The following is a 20,644-nucleotide window of genomic DNA, read 5'->3' as shown; positions in this document are numbered from 1 at the left end:
CGCCGGGGTCGGCGGGCGCGCGGTCGGAAACCTTGCGGGTCCCCGCGGGCCCGTGTCACAGTTGCCGCGCCAACGGGCCTTTTCGCGCATGTGCGCGGCGGGGCCCGCACCACCTGAGAGCTTCTCCTCTATGCGTACGATCCTCATCGGCCCGCCCGGCGCCGGCAAAGGCACCCAGGCCCAGTACATCGTCTCGACCCACGGGATCCCCCACATCTCCTCCGGGGACATGCTGCGCGAGGCGGTCCGCAACGGCACCGAGCTGGGCAAGAAGGCCGACGCGGCGATGAAGCGCGGCGACCTCGTCCCGGACGACGTGGTCATCGGCATGGTGATCGAGCGGATCCAGCGGCCCGACTGCGCCCGCGGCTTCCTGCTCGACGGCTTCCCGCGCACGCGGGCGCAGGCCGAGGCGCTGGACGTCGCGCTCGCCGCCGCCGGGGTCGCGCTCGACGCCGTCGTCCTGTTCGAGGTGCCGGACTCGCTGATCGTCGAGCGCGTCACCGGCCGGCGCAGCGACCCCGAGACCGGCGCCATCTATCACCTCAAGTTCAACCCGCCGCCGGCCGAGGTCGCCGGTCGTCTGGTCCACCGCAACGACGACTTCGAGACCGCCGTGACCGCGCGGCTCGACAAGTACCACCGCGAGACCTCGCCGATCGTGCCGTTCTACGAGGCCAAGGGCCTGCTGAAGCGGGTCGACGGCGTCGGCTCGCCCGACGAGGTCACCGCCCGGCTGCTGGCGGTGCTCGGCGCGCCGCGCTCCGCCGGCTGAGGCGAATCATGTCGAAGGTCCCGTACCTCGCGCCGAACTTCATCACCGTGGGCGCCATGGCCTGCGGCCTCGGGGCGATGCTGCTGGCGCACCGCGGCGACTACGTCGCCGCCGCCTGGCTGCTGCTGTTCTCGACCTTCCTCGACCGGGCCGACGGCTTCGTCGCCCGCCGGCTGCAGGCCACCAGCAGCTTCGGCGTGCAGATGGACTCGTTCGCCGACTTCTTCAACTTCGGCGTGGTCCCGCCGTTTCTGGTGTTGACCGCGCTGAGCTCGACGCCCGGCCTGCCCTTCGGGTCAGGTTCGGGCCTCGCCTGGGCGCTGCTGGCGGCCGGCCTGTGGCTGGCCGCCGCGGCCGTGCGGCTGGCCCGCTTCAACGTCCTCAGCGACGCCGAGATCACCGACAAGACCATCTTCCACGGCGTGCCGACCACCCTCGCCGCCGGCCTTTTGGTCAACTGGTTCCTCGTCTGCCTCAAGTACGGCGGGCCCGACAACCCGCTCGCCGCGCCCGACCGGTTCGCCGAGGGCCGGCTGTTCGGCGACCTGCAGCTCGGGCCCGAGGTGTGGGGCGCGTTCCCGTGGGCGATGATCGTCGGCGCGCTGCTGATGGTCTCGAACCTGCGCAACAAGAAGTTCGGGGCGCTGCGCGCCCGCTGGGCCAACCTCGTCGTCGCCGCGCTGTCGCTGGTGGCGATGGCGTTCCTCGTCATGCGCGTCTACCCCGAGTTCATGGTCCTGCTGCCGTCGACCTGGCTGGCGATCTGGCTGGTGTGGGGCCAGATCGGCCCGGAGTACCGCGGCCAGCCCAAGCCGCCGCTGTTCCCCGTCGGCGACGAGTGAGCCGCGCCCGCGGCGAGCAGTCCTCCTGGCGGCTCGCCGCGCCCTGTCCCTTCGGGCAGCAGGGCACGCCTGTCCTCTCGGACAGCCCCTGCCGAGCGCGGCCCCCGGCCGCGACAGCGCGCCGCGTCGGTCTCTCCGGCAAGCCGCGCCTGTCCTTCCGGACAGCCGAAGCGGCTCCGCATAAAGCCGAAGGGACATGTCCATGCAGACATGTCCCTCGAACCATCCGCGCGCCCTCGGGCGCGCCCGCCGGGCGTCACGCCGGGATGGCGCAGGCGCCGATGTTCTCCTGTCCCGGAGGGGCCATGCCCTCGGTGTACCAGGGCACGCACTCCTGGCCCTCGGAGGCGCCGGGGCAGGTGTTGGGCTCCTGGATGTTGCAGTACGAGCTGCAGCAGCCGTCGGCGTTGTCGCAGCCGGGGACGGCCTCGGGCGGGGCGCAGTACAGGCCGTAGTCGCACACGTTGACGTACGCGCACGGGTCGCCGTAGGCGCCCATGTCGCCGCTGGCGTCGAAGTCGCAGATGAACTGGTCGACGAAGTCCCAGAAGCAGATCTGGCCGGCCGGGCAGCTCTGGACCAGCGGGTCGCAGGTCTCGAGGCAGAGGATCAGCACGCCGTCGTTCGACACGTCGCAAGTCTTGCCCATGTCGCAGGTCGGCGCGTCGGGCGTGCCCTTGCACATGTCGATGCAGGAGCCGTTGTTGTTCTCGTCGAAGTACCAGCAGAGCAGGCCGACGTCGCAGGTGTCGACGCCGCTGACCGCGCTGCCCTCGACCGTGCACGGGTCGCCTTCCTTGCCCGGGTTGGCGTCGACCGGCGAGCACTTGGTGGCGTTCCACGAGCTGCTGCCGTTGTCCGCCCACGGCATGCACTTCTGGCCGGCCGGGCAGTCTTGCGTCCACACGTCGCACTCCTTCACGCCGCCGCCGCCGTCGGGCGGGGTGATGAAGGAGCCGGTGCTCTCGGTGCCGGCGCTGTCGGTGACGACGCCGGTGGTCGGGTTCGGCGGATCGCTGGTGGCCGGGGACGCGGTCGTCGTCCCGTTGGACGTCGGGTCGCCGCCGCTGCCGGTCGAGGTGTCGCCCTCGGTGGCGTCGTTGGTCGGGTTGGTGCTCGGGTTGGTCGCGTTGGTGCCGCTGCCCTTGCCCTCGCTGTCGTTACAGGCCCCGAGCGCCAGGGCGGCGCCGATCGCGGTGAATCGAACGTATTTACGCATGATCTTCTCCTTCAGCCGGCGCATGCGGCGCTCGTCTCGGCGATGATTGGCCAAAGCGCGCCCGGACGCAAACCCGATCCTGCCAGGATACCCGGGTCCGATCGGACCTCGGCGTCTTCAGCCGATCTGGAGCGCATAGATCATGTTCTTGGTGCCGGCCGACGCGCAGAGCGCGTGGGCCACCGTCTTGAGCCCGGGTGTGGCCACGAACTTGCGGTCCTTGAACACCTTGAACGGGTAGCGCTCGCGCAGCGCGCGATAACGCGCCTGCTCCTGATCTCGCAGCCGGTCGCGCAGGAGCGGCGAAATCGGGTCGTTGCTGCGTTCCTCGCGGATGTCGATCGCGGCCGAGTCGGTGGCGAACGCCGCCAGCAGCTCCGGCCGCTCGTGCTCGGCCGCCCCGGGGCCGACCGACCACGCGTGCCACTCGCGACCGAGCGCGTCGTCGGGGGCCTCGGCGGTGCGGACCACCTGGACCCCGCTGCCGGTCGGCACCGCGAACAGCACCGGCCCGATCACGCCGCGCTGGACCCGCTCGACGCTCACGCCCTCGGCCCCGTGCAGGCGTATGAACAGCGCCTCGGCGTCGAGGTCGGCGCAGCGGTACACCATCGCCCGGAACGCCTCGCTGGCGGCCGCCGTCTCGCCGTCCTTGTCGAGGTCGATCACCTTGCGCCGCCACAGCGACGACACCTGCGTCAGCTCGATCTGCAGGCGCACGTACACCCCGCTGGCGTCGAGCTTCGTCAGCTCGATGCGGAACGCCGCGGTGCCGCTGGCCGGGTCGTGGCGGCGCAGCAGCACCCGCTGGTGGTCGACCGGCGCCAGCTCGCGGTCCTGCAGCTTCTCGTAGTAGGCGTGCTTGGCGGCCAGGCGGGCGAACAGCTCCGCCTCGCCGGCGCGGGCCTCGAGCGCGGCGCGGTCGCCCATGCGGGCCAGCGACTCGCGGGCCACGCTCTTGTCGGTCAGCGGCCGGGTGAAGCTGGCGAGGTTGGGCAGGCCGGCGCGCGAGTCGACGTAGAGCTCGCCGTGGAGCCCGAGGCGCAGCGACTCGGCCAGCGTCTCGAGCGACTGCTGCAGCGGGCGGCGCTCGGGGAACGCGCTCGACAGGCGGGCCGCGTGCAGCGAGCGGCCGAGCAGGTCGAGGTAGGTCGCCGCCTCGGGCAGGACGAGCGCCTGGGTGTGCAGCGCGACGACCGTCATCGCCCCCTCGCCGAAGGCGTCACGAGGCGGCCGGGGCCGACGACGGCGAGGCCGGGGCGGCGGCCCGCTTGACCGCCTTGTCGATCGCCGCCTGGATCCGCGCCTCCTCGATCTCCTTCGACTTGCGGAGGTTCTCCTCGAGCACCGACGTGGTGTTCTCGTCGAAGGTGTCGAGCTCCTTAATCAGCGTGTCGAGGTTGCTGCGGAAGAAGATCTGGGTGTCGCTGACGAATTGGGTGGTGACGTTCATCGACTCGGTCATGACGTCGAGGCTGCGCTTCATCTCGAGCATGACGGTCGAGGCGTCGGCGGCGCGGCCGATCGCCTGGATCTGGGCCGAGGCCATGTCGAGCTTGATCGACGACGCCGTGGTGTACTGCTGGATGTCCTGGGCCAGGTTGCGGATCGTCTCGGCCAGCTTGCGGGTGTTTTCCTTGAGGCGGGCGTAGCGCTCCTCGGCCGAGCCGTACAGCTGTACGTTGGTCGAGTGCTCGGCGAGCTTGGCGCGGACCTTGTCGATGTTGGCCTGGATGTCGCGCTGCTCGACGCTGCCGGCCTCGACGGCCTGCTCCTCGGCCTCGAGCTGCTCCTGCAGCGTCTTCAGCTCGAGCACGTAATTGAGCGCCTCGCGCTCGTTCTTGGCCATCTCGACGATGCGCACGTTGATGCGGTCGATCTCTTTGTAGAGGTCCTGCTCGCTCTGCTTGAGCGTGTCGACGTACTCGGCGGCCTCCTTCACGCGGCGGGCCGAGATCTGGTACTGCGCCTTCAGCAGCTCCTCGATCGACCGCTGGCTCATGCTCATCGACCCGAGCCCGGGGATGTAGCTCAGGACCTCCTTGAAGCCGGCCCAGAACCCGCCCTTGGTGGCGGTGCCGTTGAGGTAGTCGCTGAACTTGCGCAGCTTCTTCAGCTCCTCGGCCATCGCGGTCTGGATCGACACGTTGCGTTCGCGCAGGACCTTGAGCTCCTCGACCTTGTTGTCCTGGATCGTGCGTTCTTTTTGGATGTCCGTCTCGAGCGACTTGACGGAGATCCCTTCACCGGAGTACGCGACCTGGCGGCTCAGGACGTCGAGGTTTGCCTTCGAACTCATCGTGGGCGAAGGGTGACACAAATCGGCCGTGAAGGGGGCGGCAAGTCGCGCCGCGAGCCTCGCCTCGGGTCCGCGCCCTCGCGCGCGCCGCGGGACCGACGCGAGGCCCTCGGCGGCCGGCCGCGACGCGCCGGCGAGACCTCGCCCCGCGTGCCGCCGAAACCCGCGTGACGCCCGCGCGGGCGAGCCGCCGCCGCTGCGGCGCGAGGTCGCCTGTCCGCCGCGCGATCTCCGCAGCAAAACGATCGCGGCCGCGGGGCCCCCCTGCGTTGTCACGAACGCGCAAACGAGTATGCTGCGGCCGCGCCTATGGATATCGAATCCACGCTCAGCGGGCACAACCTCGCCTTCCTCGAGGCCCTGTACGAGGCCTACGAGAACGACCCGAACTCGGTCGATCCGCAGTGGGTGCCGATCTTGCGCGAGCTGGGCGCCAGCGGGGGCAAGGCCCCCGCGGCGCTGCGGGTCGACAGCCGCGAGGCCGAGCAGCTGCTCCTGCAGAGCCGCGTCGACAAGCTGATCGAGCACTACCGGCTGCACGGCCACACGGCGGCGCAGATCGACCCGCTGGGCCGCCCGCGCGAGGCCCCGGCGACCGGCCTCGACCCGGCTTACTTCGGCCTCGGCGAGGAGCACATGGACCGCGAGTTCGACCCCGGGCTGCTGATGCCGGGCCGGCGCGCGACCCTGCGCCAGATCTTCACCAAGCTGCAGAACACCTACTGCCGCAGCATCGGCGTCGAGTACTGGCACATGCACAACCTCGAGCAGCGCACCTGGCTGCAGGCGCGCATGGAGGCGTGCGAGAACAAGGTCGTGCCGTCGCCGGCCGAGCAGCAGCGGCTGCTCAACCAGCTCGCCGGCGTCGAGGACGTCGACAAGTTCCTCCACACCAAATTCCTCGGCGCCAAGCGGTTCTCGGTCTCGGGCGCCGAGGCGATGATCTCGCTGGTCGACACCGTCATCGAGGAGTCGGCCGAGCTCGGCGTCGGCGAGGTGTGCATCGGCATGGCCCACCGCGGGCGGCTCAACGTGCTGATGAGCATCATGGGCAAGCCGTTCGAGGACGTGTTCCTCGAGTTCGAGAAGTCGAACCACCCCGAGGAGCTGCTCGGCGCCGGCGACGTCAAGTACCACCTCGGCCACTTCCGCGAGTACAAGACCTCGCGCGGCCACGACATGTACCTCGCGCTGGCCTTCAACCCGAGCCACCTCGAGGCGATCACCCCGGTCATCGCCGGCCGCGTGCGCGGCAAGCAGGACCAGATCGGCGACGCCGACGGCAGCCGGGTCATGGGCCTCACGCTCCACGGCGACGCCGCCTTCATCGGCCAGGGCGTGGTCCAGGAGACGCTCAACCTGTCGCGCCTGGCCGGCTATCGCACCGGCGGCAGCGTGCGCGTCGTCATCAACAACCAGGTCGGCTTCACCACCGACCCGAAGGACGCCCGCTCGACGCCCTACGCGACCAGCATCGCCCACATGCTCGACGCGCCGATCTTCCACGTCAACGGCGACGACGTCGAGGCCGTGGTGTGGGTCGCCAAGCTGGCCGCCGGGTTCCGCCAGCGCTTCAAGACCGACGTCATCGTCGACCTGGTGTGCTTCCGCCGCTTCGGCCACAACGAGGCCGACGACCCGACCTTCACCCAGCCGGTGATGTACGACCTGATCAAGTCGCACCCCTCGGTGCGCACGATCTACCAGCGCGAGCTGCTCGCGCGCGGCACCCTCACCGCCGCCGAGGCCGAGGCGATCGACGCCGCCTGGCTGGCGACCTTCGACCGCGCGCTCGCGGTGGCCCGCGGCGAGAACGCCCACAAGCCGCGCCTGCGGCCGATGCACGGCGTGTGGAGCCAGTTCCGCGGCGGCCCCGACCGCGACACCCCCGAGGTGCCGACCCGCCTGCCGCGGGCCCAGCTCGACGCGCTGGCCGAGCGGATCGTCCGCTGGCCGGCGGACTTCAACCTCCACAACAAGGTCCAGCGGTTCGCGGCTGAACTGAAGGACATGTACTCCGGGGCAGCCCCGCTGACGTGGCAGGCCGCCGAGCTGCTGGCCTACGCCAGCCTGCTCAAGGCCGGCCACCCGGTCCGCTTCTCCGGCCAGGACGTCCAGCGCGGCACCTTCAGCCACCGCCACGCCGTCTACACCGACACCAAGAGCGGCCGCTCGTGGTCGCCGCTGTACGAGCTCGGCGAGGGCCAGGCGCGGTTCGAGATCTTCAACAGCCCGCTGTCGGAGTACGGCGTGCTCGGGTTCGAGTTCGGCTACAGCATCTGCTCGCCGGAGTCGCTGATCGTGTGGGAGGCCCAGTTCGGCGACTTCGCCAACGGCGCCCAGATCATCATCGACAACTTCATCGTCGCCAGCGAGGACAAGTGGAACCGCCTCAGCGGTTTGACGCTGATGCTGCCCCACGGCTACGAGGGCCAGGGCCCCGAGCACTCGAGCGCGCGGCTCGAGCGGTTCCTCCAGCTGTGCGCCGAGGACAACATCCAGGTCTGCAACCTCACCACCCCGGCGCAGGTGTTCCACGCGCTGCGGCGGCAGGTGCTGCGGCCGTGGCGCAAGCCGCTGGTGCTGATGACGCCGAAGAGCCTGTTGCGCTCGCGGCCGTCGTTCTCGCCGATCGAGGCGTTCACCGACGGCGGGTTCGCCCGCGTCCTCGACGACGACCGCGCCGACCCGGCGCAGGTCGAGCGGATCATGCTGTGCACCGGCAAGATCTTCTACGACCTCGCCGAGGAGCGCGAGCAGCGGAAGGAGGGCCGCGTCGCCATCGTCCGCGTCGAGCAGCTCTACCCGTTCCCGGAGGCGCCGCTGCTGGCGGTGCTGAACCGCTACCCGGCCGCCCGCGAGCTGTTCTGGGTGCAGGAGGAGCCGCGCAACTCCGGCGCCTGGAGCTTCATCCGCGGCTGCCTCGGCGACGCCCTCGCCGCCCGCAACCAGCAGCGCCCGCTCAAGTACATCGGTCGAGCCGCCAGCGCCAGCCCGGCGACCGGCTCGCCCGACAGCCACGCCTACGAACGCAAGCTCATCCTCGAAGAAGCCTTCGCCAACCTGCCCGAAGCCGCCCGGAGTGCCGCCAATGCCTAGCCCGATCAAAGTCCCGCCGCTCGGCGAGTCCATCACCGAGGCCGTCGTCTCGTCCTGGCGCGTCAAGGCCGGCGACCGCGTGGCCGTCGACCAGCCGCTCGTCGAGCTCGAGACCGACAAGATCACCGTCGAGGTCCCCTCGCCCGCCGCCGGCGTGATCGCCGAGATCTCCGCCGAGCAGGGCGCCAAGGTCAACGTCGGCGACACCATCGGCCTCATCGGCGAGGCCGGCGCCGCACCTGCCCCTTCGGGCACGTCCCCCGCGCCAGGTGCTTCGGGACAGGCTCCATCGGACAGGTCGCAACAGGCAGCCGCCGCGCCGGCCCAGCCGCAAGTTCAGGCCCAGCCGCAGGCCAAAGCCGGCGGCGAGCCGATGCCGGCCGCCCGCGCCGAGGCCGGCCGCACCGGCGTCGACCTCGGCAGCGTCGAGGGCACCGGCCGCGGCGGCCGCGTGCTGAAGGAGGACGTCCAGCGCGCCGCGGCGGCCCAGGCCCAGTCGGCGCCGGCCCAGCCCGCGCCGGCCCAGCCCGTGCCGGCCCAGCCGGCCGAGGCGAAGAAGCCGGCGCCCGCCGCCGAGAGCAAGCCGGCCGCGCCGCCCCCGACCCCGCGCCCGCAGGCCGGCGGCCGCGAGGAGATCGTCGCCATGACCCCGCTGCGCCGGCGCGTCGCCGAGCGGCTGGTCCAGGCCCAGCAGACCGCGGCGATCCTGACCACCTTCAACGAGGTCGACATGTCGGCCGTCTACCGCCTGCGCAACGCCTACAAGCAGGGGTTCGTCGACAAGCACGGGGTGAAGCTCGGCTTCATGTCGTTCTTCGTCAAAGCGGCGGTGTCGGCCCTGCAGGCGTTCCCGGCGGTCAACGCCGAGATCCGCGGCGACGACATCGTCTACAAGCGCTACTACGACATCGGCGTGGCCGTCGGCGGCGGCAAGGGCCTGGTCGTCCCGGTCGTCCGCGGCGCCGACCAGCTCGGCTTCGCCGACATCGAGAAGGAGATCGCCCGCCTGGCCGTGCGCGCCCGCGAGAACAAGCTGACGCTCGACGAGCTCAGCGGCGGCACCTTCACGATCTCCAACGGCGGCATCTACGGCTCGATGCTGTCGACCCCGATCCTGAACCCGCCGCAGACCGGCATCCTCGGCCTCCACAACGTCGTCGAGCGCCCGGTCGCGGTGAACGGCCAGGTCGAGATCCGCCCGGTCATGTACCTCGCGCTGTCCTACGACCACCGCCTGGTCGACGGCCGCGAGGCGGTGCAGTTCCTGGTCCACATCAAGGAGCGCATCGAGGCGCCCGAGCGCCTGCTCCTCGACGTCTGACCGTCAAGACATGCTCCTGAAGCCAGGTCCGTAACACCATGTCCCAAGAGACCTACGATCTCGTCGTCATCGGCTCCGGCCCCGGCGGCTACGTCGCCGCCATCCGCGCCGCCCAGCTCGGCCTGCGCACCGCCTGCGTCGAGAAGGACCCGACCCTCGGCGGCACCTGCCTCAACGTCGGCTGCATCCCCAGCAAGGCGCTGCTCGAGTCGAGCGAGCGGTTCGCCGCCGCGCGCCTGCACTCGGCCGAGCACGGCATCAAGCTCGCCGGCGTCGAGCTCGACCTGCCGACGATGCTGGGCCGCAAGGACAAGATCGTCAAACAGCTCACGGGCGGCGTGGCCGGCCTGTTCCGCAAGCACAAGATCCACTGGGCCAAGGGCCTCGGCAGGATCGTCGCGCCGGGCAAGGTCGAGGTCACCGGCGAGACCACCGAGGTGCTCGAGACCCGGCGGATCCTCATCGCCACCGGCTCGGTGCCGGCCACCATCCCGGGCGTCGCCTTCGACGGCGACCGCATCGGCCACTCGACCCACGCGCTCGCCTACCCGAGCGTGCCCGAGCACCTGATCGTCATCGGCGCCGGCGTCATCGGCCTCGAGCTCGGCTCGGTGTGGGCCCGCCTCGGCGCCAAGGTCACGGTGCTCGAGTACATGCCGGCGCTCCTGCCGATCATGGACCCCGACGTCAGCAAGGTCGCGGCCAAGCTGTTCGCCAAGCAGGGCCTCGACATCCGCCTCGGCGTCAAGGTCACCGGCGCGACCCGCAAGGGCGACACCGTCGAGGTCGCCTTCACCGCCCCGGACGGCCAGGCGCAGACGATCACCGGCGACCGCGTGCTCGTGTCCGTCGGCCGCAAGCCCAACACCGAGGGCCTCGGCGCCGAGGCCGTCGGCGTCCAGCTCGACCGCCGCGGCTTCGTCCAGGTCGACGCCCACTACGCCACCGCGGTGCCCGGCATCTGGGCCATCGGCGACGTCATCCCCGGCCCGATGCTGGCGCACAAGGCCGAGGAGGAGGGCATCGCCGCCGTCGAGGGCATGGCCGGCCAGCCGGGCCACGTCAACTACGACGCGATCCCCAACATCATCTACACGCACCCGGAGATCGCCAGCGTCGGCAAGACCGAGCCCGAGCTCAAGCAGGCCGGCGTCCCGTTCAAGAAGGGCAGCTTCCCGTTCCTCGCCAACGCCCGCGCCAAGGCGCTCGGCGAGACCGACGGCCTGGTGAAGGTCCTCGCCCACGCCGAGACCGACCGCGTCCTCGGCGTCCACATCATCGGCCCGCGCGCCGGCGACCTCATCGCCGAGGCCGCGGTGGCGATGGAGTTCTCCGCCAGCGCCGAGGACATCGCCCGCAGCGTCCACGCCCACCCGACCCTGTCCGAGGTGGTCAAGGAGGCGGCGCTCGACGCCGGCGGCCGCGTCCTCAACATCTGAGGCCGCGGGCGGACCCGGCCGTCGGCTCCGGAACGGGCTGAAGGCCGCCCTGCGCGGCTTTCAGGCCCGTGATCTCGCGGCCCGCGCCCGTGTTAGGCTGGCCTCGTCATGGCGCGCCAGGCTCCGATCAAGCGCTCGAGCACCGGTCAACGGACCATCGCCGGCTCGAAGTCCGCCGATGTCGCCAACCTCGACGATCGCCCGCTGTCGATCCACATCACCCGCGACGGCAAGCACCTCGTCGTCCCGCTGCCGTACGAGCTGTGGGTCCTCGGCGTCAGCAGCTTCGAGGTCGTGCGCGCGATCGAGTGTGCGAACCCCGAGCCGTCGGTCAGCGAGGGCGCCAAGGACGGCCAGCTGTGGATCGGCGGCCACCACCTCTACTTCGGCAGCGTGTTCTCGACGGCGCTGACGAAGGTCGGCAGCAAGCTCGGCGACTTCGTCGACCGCGTCGCGCTGGTCCGTCCGAACGTCCTGTGCGGCGTCGGGGCGACCGGCGAGATCCTGTTCGACATCGACAAGGAGGCCCCGCTGCACCGGCGCAAGGTGTCGGAGCGGACCGTCACCGGGCTCGTCAACCTCGACGGCCGCGCGCTGTGGGCCGACGGCTCGGCGACCGCGTGGCTCATCGATCCCGACCGTCCGTCCGGCTACACCCAGCTGAAGCTGCGCGCCACCAGCCCGACCGACGTCGACGCCGAGGGCATCGCCGCGCTCGGCACCACCACCACCGGCCGCGCGATCCTCTGCGCCCGCGACGGCGCGGTCGCGTGGACCGGCAAGCACCTGCGCGTCGACGGCGAGCGCTTCCCTCGCCTGGCCGCGCGCCAGGCCGCCCCGCTGGCCTGCGGCGGCGACGAGCGCCACGTCTACGTGCTGCGGCCCAAGGGCCTGCTGCAGCGGTTCCTGATCGAGCAGCCGAAGCCTCAGCCTGGCGAGGAGGACAGCTTCGTGCCGCTGCCCGAGGCCGAGGAGACGCGGCTGCAGTGGCCTGCCACCTGCATGCTGGTCCTCGGGACAGGTCACGGCGGGGCCCGGATCGTCCTCGGCGGTCCGCAGGCCGAGGGCATGCTCGGCCGGCTGTGGCGCGTCGATCCCGACGCCCTCACCTGGCAGAAGATCGCGCCGGGCAAGCGCACTCTGGTCGAGCCGCGCCCCGCCGAGCCCGAGGAGGCCAACAAGCGCCCCGACTTCACGCCGACCCGCAGCAAGCTGACCGGGGCGCCGATCTCCGCGCTCAAGGTCGACGCCGTGCTCGGCGCCGACGCCTCGCAGGTGTTCGTCACCCACGGCCACGGCACCCTGCTCGAGCGCCCCGTCGTGCGCCGCCTCGCCAGCGACGTCCTGCCCGGCGACGCGCTCCTGCTGCCGGCGATGGTCCGCTTCCGCGAGGGCACGGCGCGCCCGGCCCTGGTCCTGTGGCCGGGCACGCCGGACGCGACGCGTGAGCCGCCGCCGCTGCGCTGGCTGGCGTGGGCCGACAACCCGCGCGGGTGGATCGAGCTGGTGACGCCGGAGATCCGCAAGCAGGGCTGGTCGCGCGCCGACGTGTTCCCGCTGCAGGTCGCCGTCGCCGCCGCGCCGACGGTCGCCGGCAACCGCGAGCCGATCCCCGACAAGTGGGTCGACCCCGAGCTGTTCGCCGCCCTCGCCCGCGAGTGCAAGAAGCTGCTCAAGGTGCTGTGGGAGTGATCCGCCCGGCAGGACATGTCCTCGCGAGCATGTCCTGAGGAGCATGCGTCGAGGCGCATGTCTCCCCAAACATGTCCCCGGATGAAGGGCGAGCGCGCACGAAAAAGGGCGACGCGGTCGCCCGCGTCGCCCTCTACGATTCGCGCGGCGCTCAGCCGCCGGCGATCACGGCCTTCACTTCCTCGGTGGTGAGGGTGTGGTTCTGGCTCTTGGCGAAATTGAACACCCGGTCGACCAGCTCGTCGGACGGCTCGTAGCCGTGCTCGCGCAGCCAGAAGATCACGTTGGAGCGGCCGCTGTAGTGGCCGATCTCGATCTCCTGCTTGCGACCGAACACCCGGGCCGGCACCGACGAGTACACGCGGTCGGCGAGGTCGAGGTCGCCGGTCTTGGTCGCCTTGATGATCGCCGCCGCGTGGACGCCCGTGGCCGTACGGAACGCGTCGCGGCCGGCCAGCGGGTAGCTGGGGTGGATCGGCACGCCGGTGGCCTCGCTGATCTTCTCGACGTACTCGACCAGGCACGACAGGTCGTGCTGCTTGGGGTCGAGCTGGCCGAGCAGGTACAGGTTGAGCAGCAGCAGGTCGAGCGAGCAGTTGCCGACGCGCTCGCCGATGCCGAGGCCGCAGCCGTGGACGCGGTTGAAGCCCCACTCGAACGCGTAGAGCCCGAGCACGAGCGCCAGGCCGCGGTCGTTGTGGCCGTGCCAGTCGAGCTCAACGGTGTCCTCGAGGTCCATCGAGCGCAGCACCCCGCGCGCGAAGTTGAGGAGGTTGCGCAGGCCGTCGGGCGTCGCGTGGCCGCAGGTGTCGCACAGCACGAGGCGGCCGGCGCCGGCCTCGAGCGCGGTCCGGAACAGCACGTCGAGCGTCTTCGGGTGCGAGCGCGTGGTGTCCTCGGTGACGAAGCCGACCGGCAGCCCATGGTCGACCCCGAGCTTGACCGCCTCGTGGGTGTGCTTCTTGAGCCGGTCGTTGTCCCAGCCCTCCGTGTAGCCGCGGATCGGGCTCGAGCCGATGAACGTCATCACCTCGATCGGCACGCCGACCTTCTGCGAGATGTCGATGATCGGGTGGATGTCGGAGGCCACGGTGCGCGCGGCGCAGTTGGCCGTGATCCGCAGCTTCTCCTCGACCATGAACCGCAGCAGGCGCTCGACGTCCTCCTGCGCGCGGCGACCCGCGCCCGGCAGACCGAGGTTGACCGCGTGGACGCCCATGCGATCCATCAGCCGCACGAGCTCCATCTTCTGCTCGATCGACGGGTCGCGCACCGACGGCGACTGGATGCCGTCGCGGATGCTCTCGTCGACGAAGCGAGGCGCCCGCCGCAACAGCGGTGCGGTCCGCTCCTTCTCGTTCCAGTCGTAGATCAGGGCCGCCGTGTTCGCGTGGGTCGTCGCCATGGGCTGTCAGTCCTCCGTTCCGGTCGCCACCTCGAGCCCCTCCAGGCGGAAGAAGCGGCGCAGCTCGTCGACGAGACCGATCATCAACAGCTCGGGGATGTCGTCGTCCCCTTCGATCTCGTCGAGCAAGAAGTCTCGCATGAGCACGATGCTGTCCAGCCGCGCCTCGGCGTCGTCGGTGCGTGCGCGACCGACGAAGGTGACGATCCCGCGCGGATCCGCCCCGGCCTCGACCTGCGCCGCGGTCGGCCGGTCTTGCACCGTGATCGGCGCGCTGGCGACCAGCTTGAGCACCTGGTCCGGGATGTCCTCGAGCAGCGCCTCGAACTGGCCGCGCAGGTCCTCTGCCAGCTCCTCGCTGACCGGCTCGTGGTCCTCGAGATCGCGCGCGTCGAGCTCGAGCACCTTGAGCATCTCGGCCCGCGCGCCCGCGACGTCGCCGAGCACCTCGAGCGCCTGGCCGTACCAGTAATGGACGTCCGGGTCTTCGGGGTCGACCGCGACCGCGCGCCCGAGCGACTCCGCCGCCTCCTTCGGGCGGTTCGAGTTCATCAGCACGAACCCGTGGATGCTGAGGTACGCGGCGTCGTTCTTGCGCTCGGCGCTGATGCCCTCGAGCAGCTCGAGCGCCTCGTCGGTGTCGTCGTCGCTGAGGCGGATCTGCGCCAGCAACAGGCGCGCCTGATCGATCGAGTCGGTGTCGGCGCCCTCGAGCCGGAGCACCGCGCGCGCGGCCGCCTCGGCCTCGTCGAGGTCCTCGCCGTGCGACAACAAGCACTCGGCGCAGTCGAGGTAGATCTGCGGGTCCTCGGGCGCGCCGTCGGCGGCCTGCATCAGATAACCCGCCGCCTGATCGAGGCGACCCTGCGCCCAGGCGACCATCCCGGCCAGGTGCAACACCCGCACGTGGTTCTCGCCGCCGAGCCGAGCCGCCTCCTCGAGGGCGTCCTCCGCCGTCTTGAGGTCGTCGTCATCGACGGCCGCGAGCCCGCGGTCGACGATTGCATCCAGTGACTGCTGCTTCATGGGCGCGAACTCTAACACGGCGTCTCGCGCGACCGACCGCGGCGTGCGGCCGCGCGCTCGAGGTAGAAGCGGACTCGACATGCCGCCTGCCGCCGAATCGCCCGCCCCGCCAGACGTGAGGCTGCTCATGAGGCTCTTGCAGGAGCGCTGGGTCATCGCCCTCGCCACGCTGGCCGACGACGGTCTGCCCTACGCGACTCCTCTCTTCTACGCCGCCGCCGGCTTGCCCGGCTCGGCCGCGCCGATCGTCGTGTTCGCCAGCCGCGCCGACACCTGCCACGGGCGGTCGATCGGCGACGGGCCGACGGCCGTGGCCGCCGCGCTCTACCTGGAGACCGAGGTGATCGGCGAGGTCCGCGGCCTGCAGCTCCGCGGCGAGGTCGTGGTGTGCAGCCGGCTACACGGAGACGCCGCCGCGAGCCTGCGCGCCGCCTATCTCGAGCGCCACCCGGTCGCCGCGGCCCACCTCGGCGAGCGCGACCGGCTGTACGCGCTGGCGATCACGTGGGCCAAGTTGACGGACAACCGGATCGGGTTCGGCAAGCGACTGGTGTGGACCTTCGAGCCGCCCTGGCGCGAAGAATTTCCCGCCGGGCCGGGTGAACAAACCGCGCTACGCTGACGTCGTCGGGAATTGCGCATGATCACTCGGCGACTTTGGCTCTCGGCGGCGGCAGCGATCGCGATGACTTCCATCACCGGCCCCGCGATCGCGGCCGAGCCGCTCGAAGTCGCCGTCCCCACGCGCGTGCTCGGGGCGATCGTCGCCGCCGAGGGTGGTGCGGCGGTGGTCGTCCGCGTCGACGCGGCGCTCGGACCGGCCGACATCCGCGTCGGCGGCGCTGTCCACAGCGTCGCCGCCAGCCAGCGCGACCTCCTCGACGACCCGCGCAACGCCCCCCGCGTCGGCGCGGGCGTGCGCAAGATCCTCTCTGCCGTACGACCCGACCTCGCGTCGACGTTCGAGGCCAACCACAAGGCGTGGACCATGACCTTCGTGCGCAAGGTGCTGGCGTGGAACGCTCGCCTCGCCGCCTCGCCGGTCCGCGGCAAACGAATCAATAATTCCTTTGATCGCGCCGCCTTGCTCGCGTGGGCCGGGGCCGTCGTCGACCCCAAGGGACAGCCGTCGCCGCCGGCTCTCGCGCGAGCGCCGAAGGACGCGACCGCGGCCACGCTCGAGAGCTACGTCGCATATGTCGAAGCGCTCGTGCGCAGCCTCGAGTGAGCCGCGACAACACGCGTCGACGTGGCGCACGTAGCTTGTGCTGGCTCACGGGCCTGGCCGAGGGCCCGCGATGACAACGAAACCGACCACGGCGCATACTCTGACACGCGCGCGCGCCACGGCTGCGCGCGCTCGTTGCGGTCATGGATACGTTCGCTTCCACAAATTCGACCTCCCAGCGCGAGCTCATCGAATCGGTCGTGATTCGCTTCGCCGGCGACTCCGGCGACGGTATGCAGCTCACCGGCTCGCAGTTCTCCGACACGACCGCGCTGATGGGCAACGACCTGTCGACGCTGCCCGACTTCCCGGCCGAGATCCGCGCCCCCGCGGGCACGACCTTCGGCGTGTCGGGCTTCCAGGTCCACTTCGCCGCGCACGACATCATGACGCCGGGCGACGCGCCCGACGTGCTCGTGGCGATGAACCCCGCGGCGCTGAAGGTCAACCTGCGCGACCTCAAGCCGGGCGGTCTGCTCGTCGTCAACACCGGCGCCTTCACGGCGGGCAACCTCAAGAAGGCCGGCTACGACAAGAACCCGCTCGAGGACAGCAGCCTCGACGGCTACCGCCTGCTCAAGATCGACATCACCAAGCACACGCTGCAGTCGGTCGAGTCGTTCGGCCTCGGCAACAAGGAGGCCGTGCGCGCCAAGAACATGTGGACGCTCGGCCTGATGATGTGGATGTTCGGGCGCGAGCGCGAGAGCACCGCCGAGTGGCTGCGCGGCAAGTTCGCCAAGAACCCGAACATCGCCGAGGCCAACATCGCCGCGCTCAACGCCGGCCACGTCTACGGCGAGACCGCCGAGATGCCGCAGGGCATCCACGCCTACGAGGTCCCCAAGGCCAGGCTGCAGGAGGGCCACTACCGCAACGTCACCGGCAACGAGGCGACCGCGTGGGGCCTGCTCACCGGCGGCAAGCTGGCCGGCCTCGAGCTCGTGCTCGGCAGCTACCCGATCACGCCGGCCTCGACGATCCTGCACACCCTGTCGAACCTGCGCGCCTACGGCATCACCACCTTCCAGGCCGAGGACGAGATCGCGGCGGTGTGCGCCGCGATCGGGGCCTCCTACGCCGGCTCGCTCGGCATCACCACCACCTCGGGTCCGGGCCTCGCGCTCAAGACCGAGGCGATCGGCCTCGCCGTCTCGACCGAGCTGCCGCTGGTCGTCGTCGACGTCCAGCGCGGCGGCCCCTCGACGGGCCTGCCGACCAAGACCGAGCAGAGCGACCTGCTGTTCGCGGTCTACGGCCGCAACGGCGACTGCCCGCTGGTCGTGCTCGCCGCCTCGACCCCCGGCGACTGCTTCACCATGGCGGTCGAGGCCGTGCGCCTCGCCACCAAGTACATGACCCCGGTCATCCTCCTCACCGACGGCTTTTTGGCCAACAGCGCCGAGCCGTGGAAGATCCCGGACATCAACAGCTTCGAGCCGTTCCCGGTCAAGCACCGCACCGACCCGGCCGGCTTCCACCCGTTCCTGCGCGACCCGCAGACGCTCGCGCGCAACTGGGCGATCCCCGGCACCCCGGGGCTCGAGCACCGGATCGGCGGCCTCGAGAAGAACTACGACTCGGGCAACATCTCGTACGACCCGGACAACCACCACAAGATGGTCAAGGTCCGCGCGGCCAAGGTCGCCGGCGTCGCCGACGACATCCCGCTGCAGAAGATCGACCAGGGCGACGACAGCGGCGACCTGCTGGTGGTCGGCTGGGGCTCGACCTACGGCGCCATCAGCTCGGCGGTGCTCGGCGCGCGCAAGGCCGGCCTCAAGGTCTCGCACGCGCACATCCGCTACATGCACCCGATGCCGAAGAACCTCGGCGAGGTGCTGAAGCGCTTCAAGCACGTCCTCGTGCCCGAGATGAACAACGGCATGCTGGTCAAGCTCCTGCGCAGCGACTACCTGGTCGACGCGCGCGGCCTCAACAAGATCGCCGGTCAGCCGTTCAAGATCGCCGAGATCGAGGCCGAGATCCGCGGCCTCCTCGCCTCTTCCTGATTTCCCCGAGAGCTTTTGGAGTCACGACGATGACGCCCCTCGATCCTCCGAACCCGCCGCTGACCCGCAAGGACTTCACCTCCGACCAGGAGGTGCGCTGGTGCCCCGGTTGTGGCGACTACGCCATCCTCGCGGCGGTCCAGCGCATGCTCCCCGAGCTCGGGGTGCGGCGCGAGAACACCGTGTTCATCTCCGGCATCGGCTGCTCGAGCCGGTTCCCGTACTACATGAACACGTACGGCTTCCACACGATCCACGGCCGCGCGCCCGCGATCGCCACCGGCCTCAAGCTCGCCAACCCGCAGCTCGACGTCTGGCTGATCACCGGCGACGGCGACGGCCTCAGCATCGGCGGCAACCACCTGATCCACGTCCTGCGGCGCAACCTCAACCTGCAGATCATCCTGTTCAACAACCGGATCTACGGCCTCACCAAGGGCCAGTACTCGCCGACGTCGCTGCTCGGCAAGCGCTCGCCGTCGTCGCCGATGGGCTCGGTCGACAACCCGATCGCCCCGGCCGCGTTCGCGCTGGGCTGCGGCGCGCGGTTCGTCGCCCGCGGCATCGACACCGACGCCAAAAATTTGATCGCCACCCTGAAGCGCGCCCACGAGTTCCAGGGCACCGGCTTCGTCGAGGTGTTCCAGAACTGCCCGGTCTTCAACGACGGCGCGTTCGACCACTTCACGGCCAAGGACGTCGCGGCGCAGCAGCAGCTGCACCTCGAGCACGGCAAGCCGATGCGCTTCGGCGACAACAAGGGCCTGCGCCTGCGCCCGGGCAGCCTCGACATCGAGGTCGTCACCGTCGGCGAGGACGGCGTGACCGAGGCCGACCTGCTGGTCCACGACGAGACCAACCGCTCGCAGGCGTTCCTGCTGGCCAACCTCGACCCGCCGACCTTCCCGGTCGCGGTCGGCGTGCTGTTCCGCAGCGACGAGAACCTGGTCCCGTTCGAGGTCGGCATGCACGAGCAGAACAAGCAGGCCCGCGCGCGCGGGCTCGGCGACCTCAACGCCCTCATGCGCAAGGGCCACACGTGGAAGGTCGACGCCGACCCGTCGGCGGACCCGGCTGGCTGAGCGCGCTGGCTCGCGCACGACGATCGCGTGCGGGTCTGCACGACCGGCGCGAACACTGTCCGGCCGCTTGGCTCAGATCGCCCGCGCACGCCCGTCTGCGCGGGCTTCTGCGTTAAGTCCGCGCCCGGCGCGGCGGCGCGGCCCGCGTACTTTTTCGCGAAGAATCAACCACGCGCCCCTGTCGTCGGACCGGTTGATTCCACAGGATCGAGTCATGCAACGCCTCTCTCCGCCTTCCTCCTTCTTGGCTTCTGTCTTCTCCTTCGCCTCGGCCTTCGCGCTCGGCTGCGTGATCACGGTGGGCCCGGGCGGAGACGACGCCGGCATCCACGACTGCGGCAGCCTGCTCGCCAACAACGACGCCAACTGCGTCTGCAACCCCGGCTACGAGCGCTGCAACCCCGGCACCGACGACACCGACTGCTGCGAGAAAGAGGGCAAGGGCGGCGAGTGCGAGCCCAACAGCACCCTCTCCGGCGATCAGTGCTTCTGCGACGTCGGCTACACGTGGTGCAACCCGGACGACGACGCCGACCTGACCTGCTGCCCCGACGACGGCCAGACCTCGCAGGGCACCGACGGCACCGCCACCGACAGCTCGACCGACGGCACCACGACCGAGCAGATCCCGACCACCAGCGTCGGCACCACGGGCGAGCCCGAGGAGTGCCTCGAGGCGGTCGAGCCCCCCGGCACGTGCAACCCCGACACCGAGTCGTTCTTCTGCACCAACCCCGACACCTGCGGCCCCTACGGCAGCAAGCAGTACTACTGCGAGGGCGGCGTGTGGGTCGAGGACACCACGCTCGACGACACCTGCAAGCTCGACGGCTACGACTTCTCGTACGGCTGCGTCGACGACGGCATGAACATCTACACCGAGTGCGGCAGCGGCTCCGGCGCGGCCTGCTCCGGCGAGGCCCCGAGCTGCCTCGACGCCAACACCTGGGCCGGCTGCAAGTGGGGCAAGACCACCGAGGCCGACTGCTTCACCCTCTGCACCGAGATCGGCGACGACATGGGCGCCACCTACGACTTCGGCTCGTGCGAGGTCCAGGACGGCCTGGCCGTGTGCGCCTGCTGCGACGAGGGCGAGGAGGGCTGCCCGATCAACGAGACCGGCACCGACACCGACACCAGCAGCACCGGCGGCGACAGCACCAGCAGCACCGGCTAGCGCGCCCGCCCGGGCCTGTCCCTTCGGA

16 protein-coding genes are annotated in these 20,644 nt (G+C 70.7%); 11 read left to right on the top strand and 5 right to left on the bottom strand.

All coding sequences use genetic code 11. The features are described from left to right. Positions 1 to 130 precede the first annotated feature (130 nt). A complete protein-coding gene (locus NAEX_RS31800; RefSeq protein ID WP_096331245.1) occupies positions 131 to 775 on the top strand; it encodes an adenylate kinase in 645 nt (214 codons plus the stop codon). Between the two features lie 8 nt (positions 776 to 783). Further along, positions 784 to 1,617, top strand: coding sequence for a CDP-alcohol phosphatidyltransferase family protein (locus tag NAEX_RS31795; RefSeq protein WP_096331244.1), 834 nt, complete (start codon positions 784 to 786; stop codon positions 1,615 to 1,617). 256 nt (positions 1,618 to 1,873) lie between these two features. Here the strand turns inward: NAEX_RS31795 and NAEX_RS31790 are convergent, their stop codons facing one another. From NAEX_RS31790 to NAEX_RS31780, 3 genes are all read right to left on the bottom strand, one after another. Next, positions 1,874 to 2,836: a hypothetical protein gene (locus tag NAEX_RS31790; protein ID WP_143140511.1), complete on the bottom strand. Its 963-nt coding sequence runs from the start codon at positions 2,834 to 2,836 to the stop codon at positions 1,874 to 1,876. Between the two features lie 117 nt (positions 2,837 to 2,953). Then, positions 2,954 to 4,039 carry a hypothetical protein gene (locus tag NAEX_RS31785; RefSeq protein ID WP_096331242.1) on the bottom strand — a complete coding sequence of 362 codons (1,086 nt, stop codon included), beginning with the start codon at positions 4,037 to 4,039 and terminating at the stop codon, positions 2,954 to 2,956. 19 nt (positions 4,040 to 4,058) lie between these two features. Next, positions 4,059 to 5,135: a hypothetical protein gene (locus tag NAEX_RS31780; RefSeq protein WP_096331241.1), complete on the bottom strand. Its 1,077-nt coding sequence runs from the start codon at positions 5,133 to 5,135 to the stop codon at positions 4,059 to 4,061. A 309-nt stretch (positions 5,136 to 5,444) separates the two neighbouring features. On the opposite strand from NAEX_RS31780, the gene NAEX_RS31775 reads away from it, so the two are divergent. The 4 genes from NAEX_RS31775 (at position 5,445) to NAEX_RS31760 (ending at position 12,686) form a co-directional block, all read left to right on the top strand. After that, a complete protein-coding gene (locus NAEX_RS31775; protein WP_096331240.1) occupies positions 5,445 to 8,234 on the top strand; it encodes a 2-oxoglutarate dehydrogenase E1 component in 2,790 nt (929 codons plus the stop codon). Next, a complete protein-coding gene (gene odhB, locus NAEX_RS31770; protein ID WP_096331239.1) occupies positions 8,227 to 9,555 on the top strand; it encodes a 2-oxoglutarate dehydrogenase complex dihydrolipoyllysine-residue succinyltransferase in 1,329 nt (442 codons plus the stop codon). Before NAEX_RS31775 ends, odhB begins: the two co-directional genes overlap by 8 nt. Before the next feature lie 38 nt (positions 9,556 to 9,593). Then, positions 9,594 to 10,994, top strand: a complete 1,401-nt coding sequence (gene lpdA, locus NAEX_RS31765) for a dihydrolipoyl dehydrogenase (protein WP_096331238.1) — start codon at positions 9,594 to 9,596, stop codon at positions 10,992 to 10,994. Between the two features lie 108 nt (positions 10,995 to 11,102). After that, on the top strand, positions 11,103 to 12,686 hold the full coding sequence (locus NAEX_RS31760) for a hypothetical protein (protein ID WP_096331237.1): 1,584 nt from the start codon (positions 11,103 to 11,105) through the stop codon (positions 12,684 to 12,686). Positions 12,687 to 12,837: 151 nt separating this feature from the next. Here the strand turns inward: NAEX_RS31760 and NAEX_RS31755 are convergent, their stop codons facing one another. After that, positions 12,838 to 14,091, bottom strand: coding sequence for a LeuA family protein (locus NAEX_RS31755; RefSeq protein WP_096331236.1), 1,254 nt, complete (start codon positions 14,089 to 14,091; stop codon positions 12,838 to 12,840). Between the two features lie 6 nt (positions 14,092 to 14,097). Beyond that, positions 14,098 to 15,117, bottom strand: a complete 1,020-nt coding sequence (locus tag NAEX_RS31750) for a tetratricopeptide repeat protein (protein WP_170136150.1) — start codon at positions 15,115 to 15,117, stop codon at positions 14,098 to 14,100. 127 nt (positions 15,118 to 15,244) lie between these two features. Here NAEX_RS31750 and NAEX_RS31745 point away from each other — a divergent pair, with 127 nt between their 5' ends. The 5 genes from NAEX_RS31745 (at position 15,245) to NAEX_RS31725 (ending at position 20,616) form a co-directional block, all read left to right on the top strand. Further along, entirely contained in the window at positions 15,245 to 15,739 is a 495-nt protein-coding gene (locus tag NAEX_RS31745; RefSeq protein ID WP_143140512.1) for a hypothetical protein, read from the top strand. Positions 15,740 to 15,802: 63 nt separating this feature from the next. Further along, positions 15,803 to 16,345, top strand: coding sequence for a hypothetical protein (locus tag NAEX_RS31740; RefSeq protein WP_096331233.1), 543 nt, complete (start codon positions 15,803 to 15,805; stop codon positions 16,343 to 16,345). Positions 16,346 to 16,488: 143 nt separating this feature from the next. Next, the gene (locus NAEX_RS31735) at positions 16,489 to 18,357 is read left to right on the top strand and encodes a 2-oxoacid:acceptor oxidoreductase subunit alpha (RefSeq protein ID WP_096331232.1); all 1,869 of its coding nucleotides are present in this window, start codon (positions 16,489 to 16,491) and stop codon (positions 18,355 to 18,357) included. 29 nt (positions 18,358 to 18,386) lie between these two features. Further along, positions 18,387 to 19,439 (top strand): 2-oxoacid:ferredoxin oxidoreductase subunit beta, encoded by a 1,053-nt coding sequence (locus NAEX_RS31730; protein WP_096331231.1) that lies wholly within the window; start codon positions 18,387 to 18,389, stop codon positions 19,437 to 19,439. Positions 19,440 to 19,653: 214 nt separating this feature from the next. Then, positions 19,654 to 20,616, top strand: a complete 963-nt coding sequence (locus NAEX_RS31725) for a hypothetical protein (protein ID WP_143140513.1) — start codon at positions 19,654 to 19,656, stop codon at positions 20,614 to 20,616. The last annotated feature ends 28 nt before the right edge of the window (positions 20,617 to 20,644 follow it).

Origin of the sequence: Nannocystis exedens (assembly GCF_002343915.1) — a bacterium.
Lineage (GTDB): Bacteria > Myxococcota_A > Polyangia > Nannocystales > Nannocystaceae > Nannocystis > Nannocystis exedens.
Note: the sequence above shows the minus strand (reverse complement) of the source record. Positions and strands in the feature narration are given on the sequence as shown.

Excerpts from the sequence above, each read along its gene's own strand:
- NAEX_RS31800 (WP_096331245.1), top strand. The coding sequence starts at position 131 with ATGCGTACGATCCTCATCGGCCCGCCCGGCGCCGGCAAAGGCACCCAG.
- NAEX_RS31795 (WP_096331244.1), top strand. The coding sequence starts at position 784 with ATGTCGAAGGTCCCGTACCTCGCGCCGAACTTCATCACCGTGGGCGCC.
- NAEX_RS31790 (WP_143140511.1), bottom strand. The coding sequence starts at position 2,836 with ATGCGTAAATACGTTCGATTCACCGCGATCGGCGCCGCCCTGGCGCTC.
- NAEX_RS31785 (WP_096331242.1), bottom strand. The coding sequence starts at position 4,039 with ATGACGGTCGTCGCGCTGCACACCCAGGCGCTCGTCCTGCCCGAGGCG.
- NAEX_RS31780 (WP_096331241.1), bottom strand. The coding sequence starts at position 5,135 with ATGAGTTCGAAGGCAAACCTCGACGTCCTGAGCCGCCAGGTCGCGTAC.
- NAEX_RS31775 (WP_096331240.1), top strand. The coding sequence starts at position 5,445 with ATGGATATCGAATCCACGCTCAGCGGGCACAACCTCGCCTTCCTCGAG.
- odhB (WP_096331239.1), top strand. The coding sequence starts at position 8,227 with ATGCCTAGCCCGATCAAAGTCCCGCCGCTCGGCGAGTCCATCACCGAG.
- lpdA (WP_096331238.1), top strand. The coding sequence starts at position 9,594 with ATGTCCCAAGAGACCTACGATCTCGTCGTCATCGGCTCCGGCCCCGGC.
- NAEX_RS31760 (WP_096331237.1), top strand. The coding sequence starts at position 11,103 with ATGGCGCGCCAGGCTCCGATCAAGCGCTCGAGCACCGGTCAACGGACC.
- NAEX_RS31755 (WP_096331236.1), bottom strand. The coding sequence starts at position 14,091 with ATGGCGACGACCCACGCGAACACGGCGGCCCTGATCTACGACTGGAAC.
- NAEX_RS31750 (WP_170136150.1), bottom strand. The coding sequence starts at position 15,117 with ATGAAGCAGCAGTCACTGGATGCAATCGTCGACCGCGGGCTCGCGGCC.
- NAEX_RS31745 (WP_143140512.1), top strand. The coding sequence starts at position 15,245 with ATGAGGCTCTTGCAGGAGCGCTGGGTCATCGCCCTCGCCACGCTGGCC.
- NAEX_RS31740 (WP_096331233.1), top strand. The coding sequence starts at position 15,803 with ATGACTTCCATCACCGGCCCCGCGATCGCGGCCGAGCCGCTCGAAGTC.
- NAEX_RS31735 (WP_096331232.1), top strand. The coding sequence starts at position 16,489 with ATGGATACGTTCGCTTCCACAAATTCGACCTCCCAGCGCGAGCTCATC.
- NAEX_RS31730 (WP_096331231.1), top strand. The coding sequence starts at position 18,387 with ATGACGCCCCTCGATCCTCCGAACCCGCCGCTGACCCGCAAGGACTTC.
- NAEX_RS31725 (WP_143140513.1), top strand. The coding sequence starts at position 19,654 with ATGCAACGCCTCTCTCCGCCTTCCTCCTTCTTGGCTTCTGTCTTCTCC.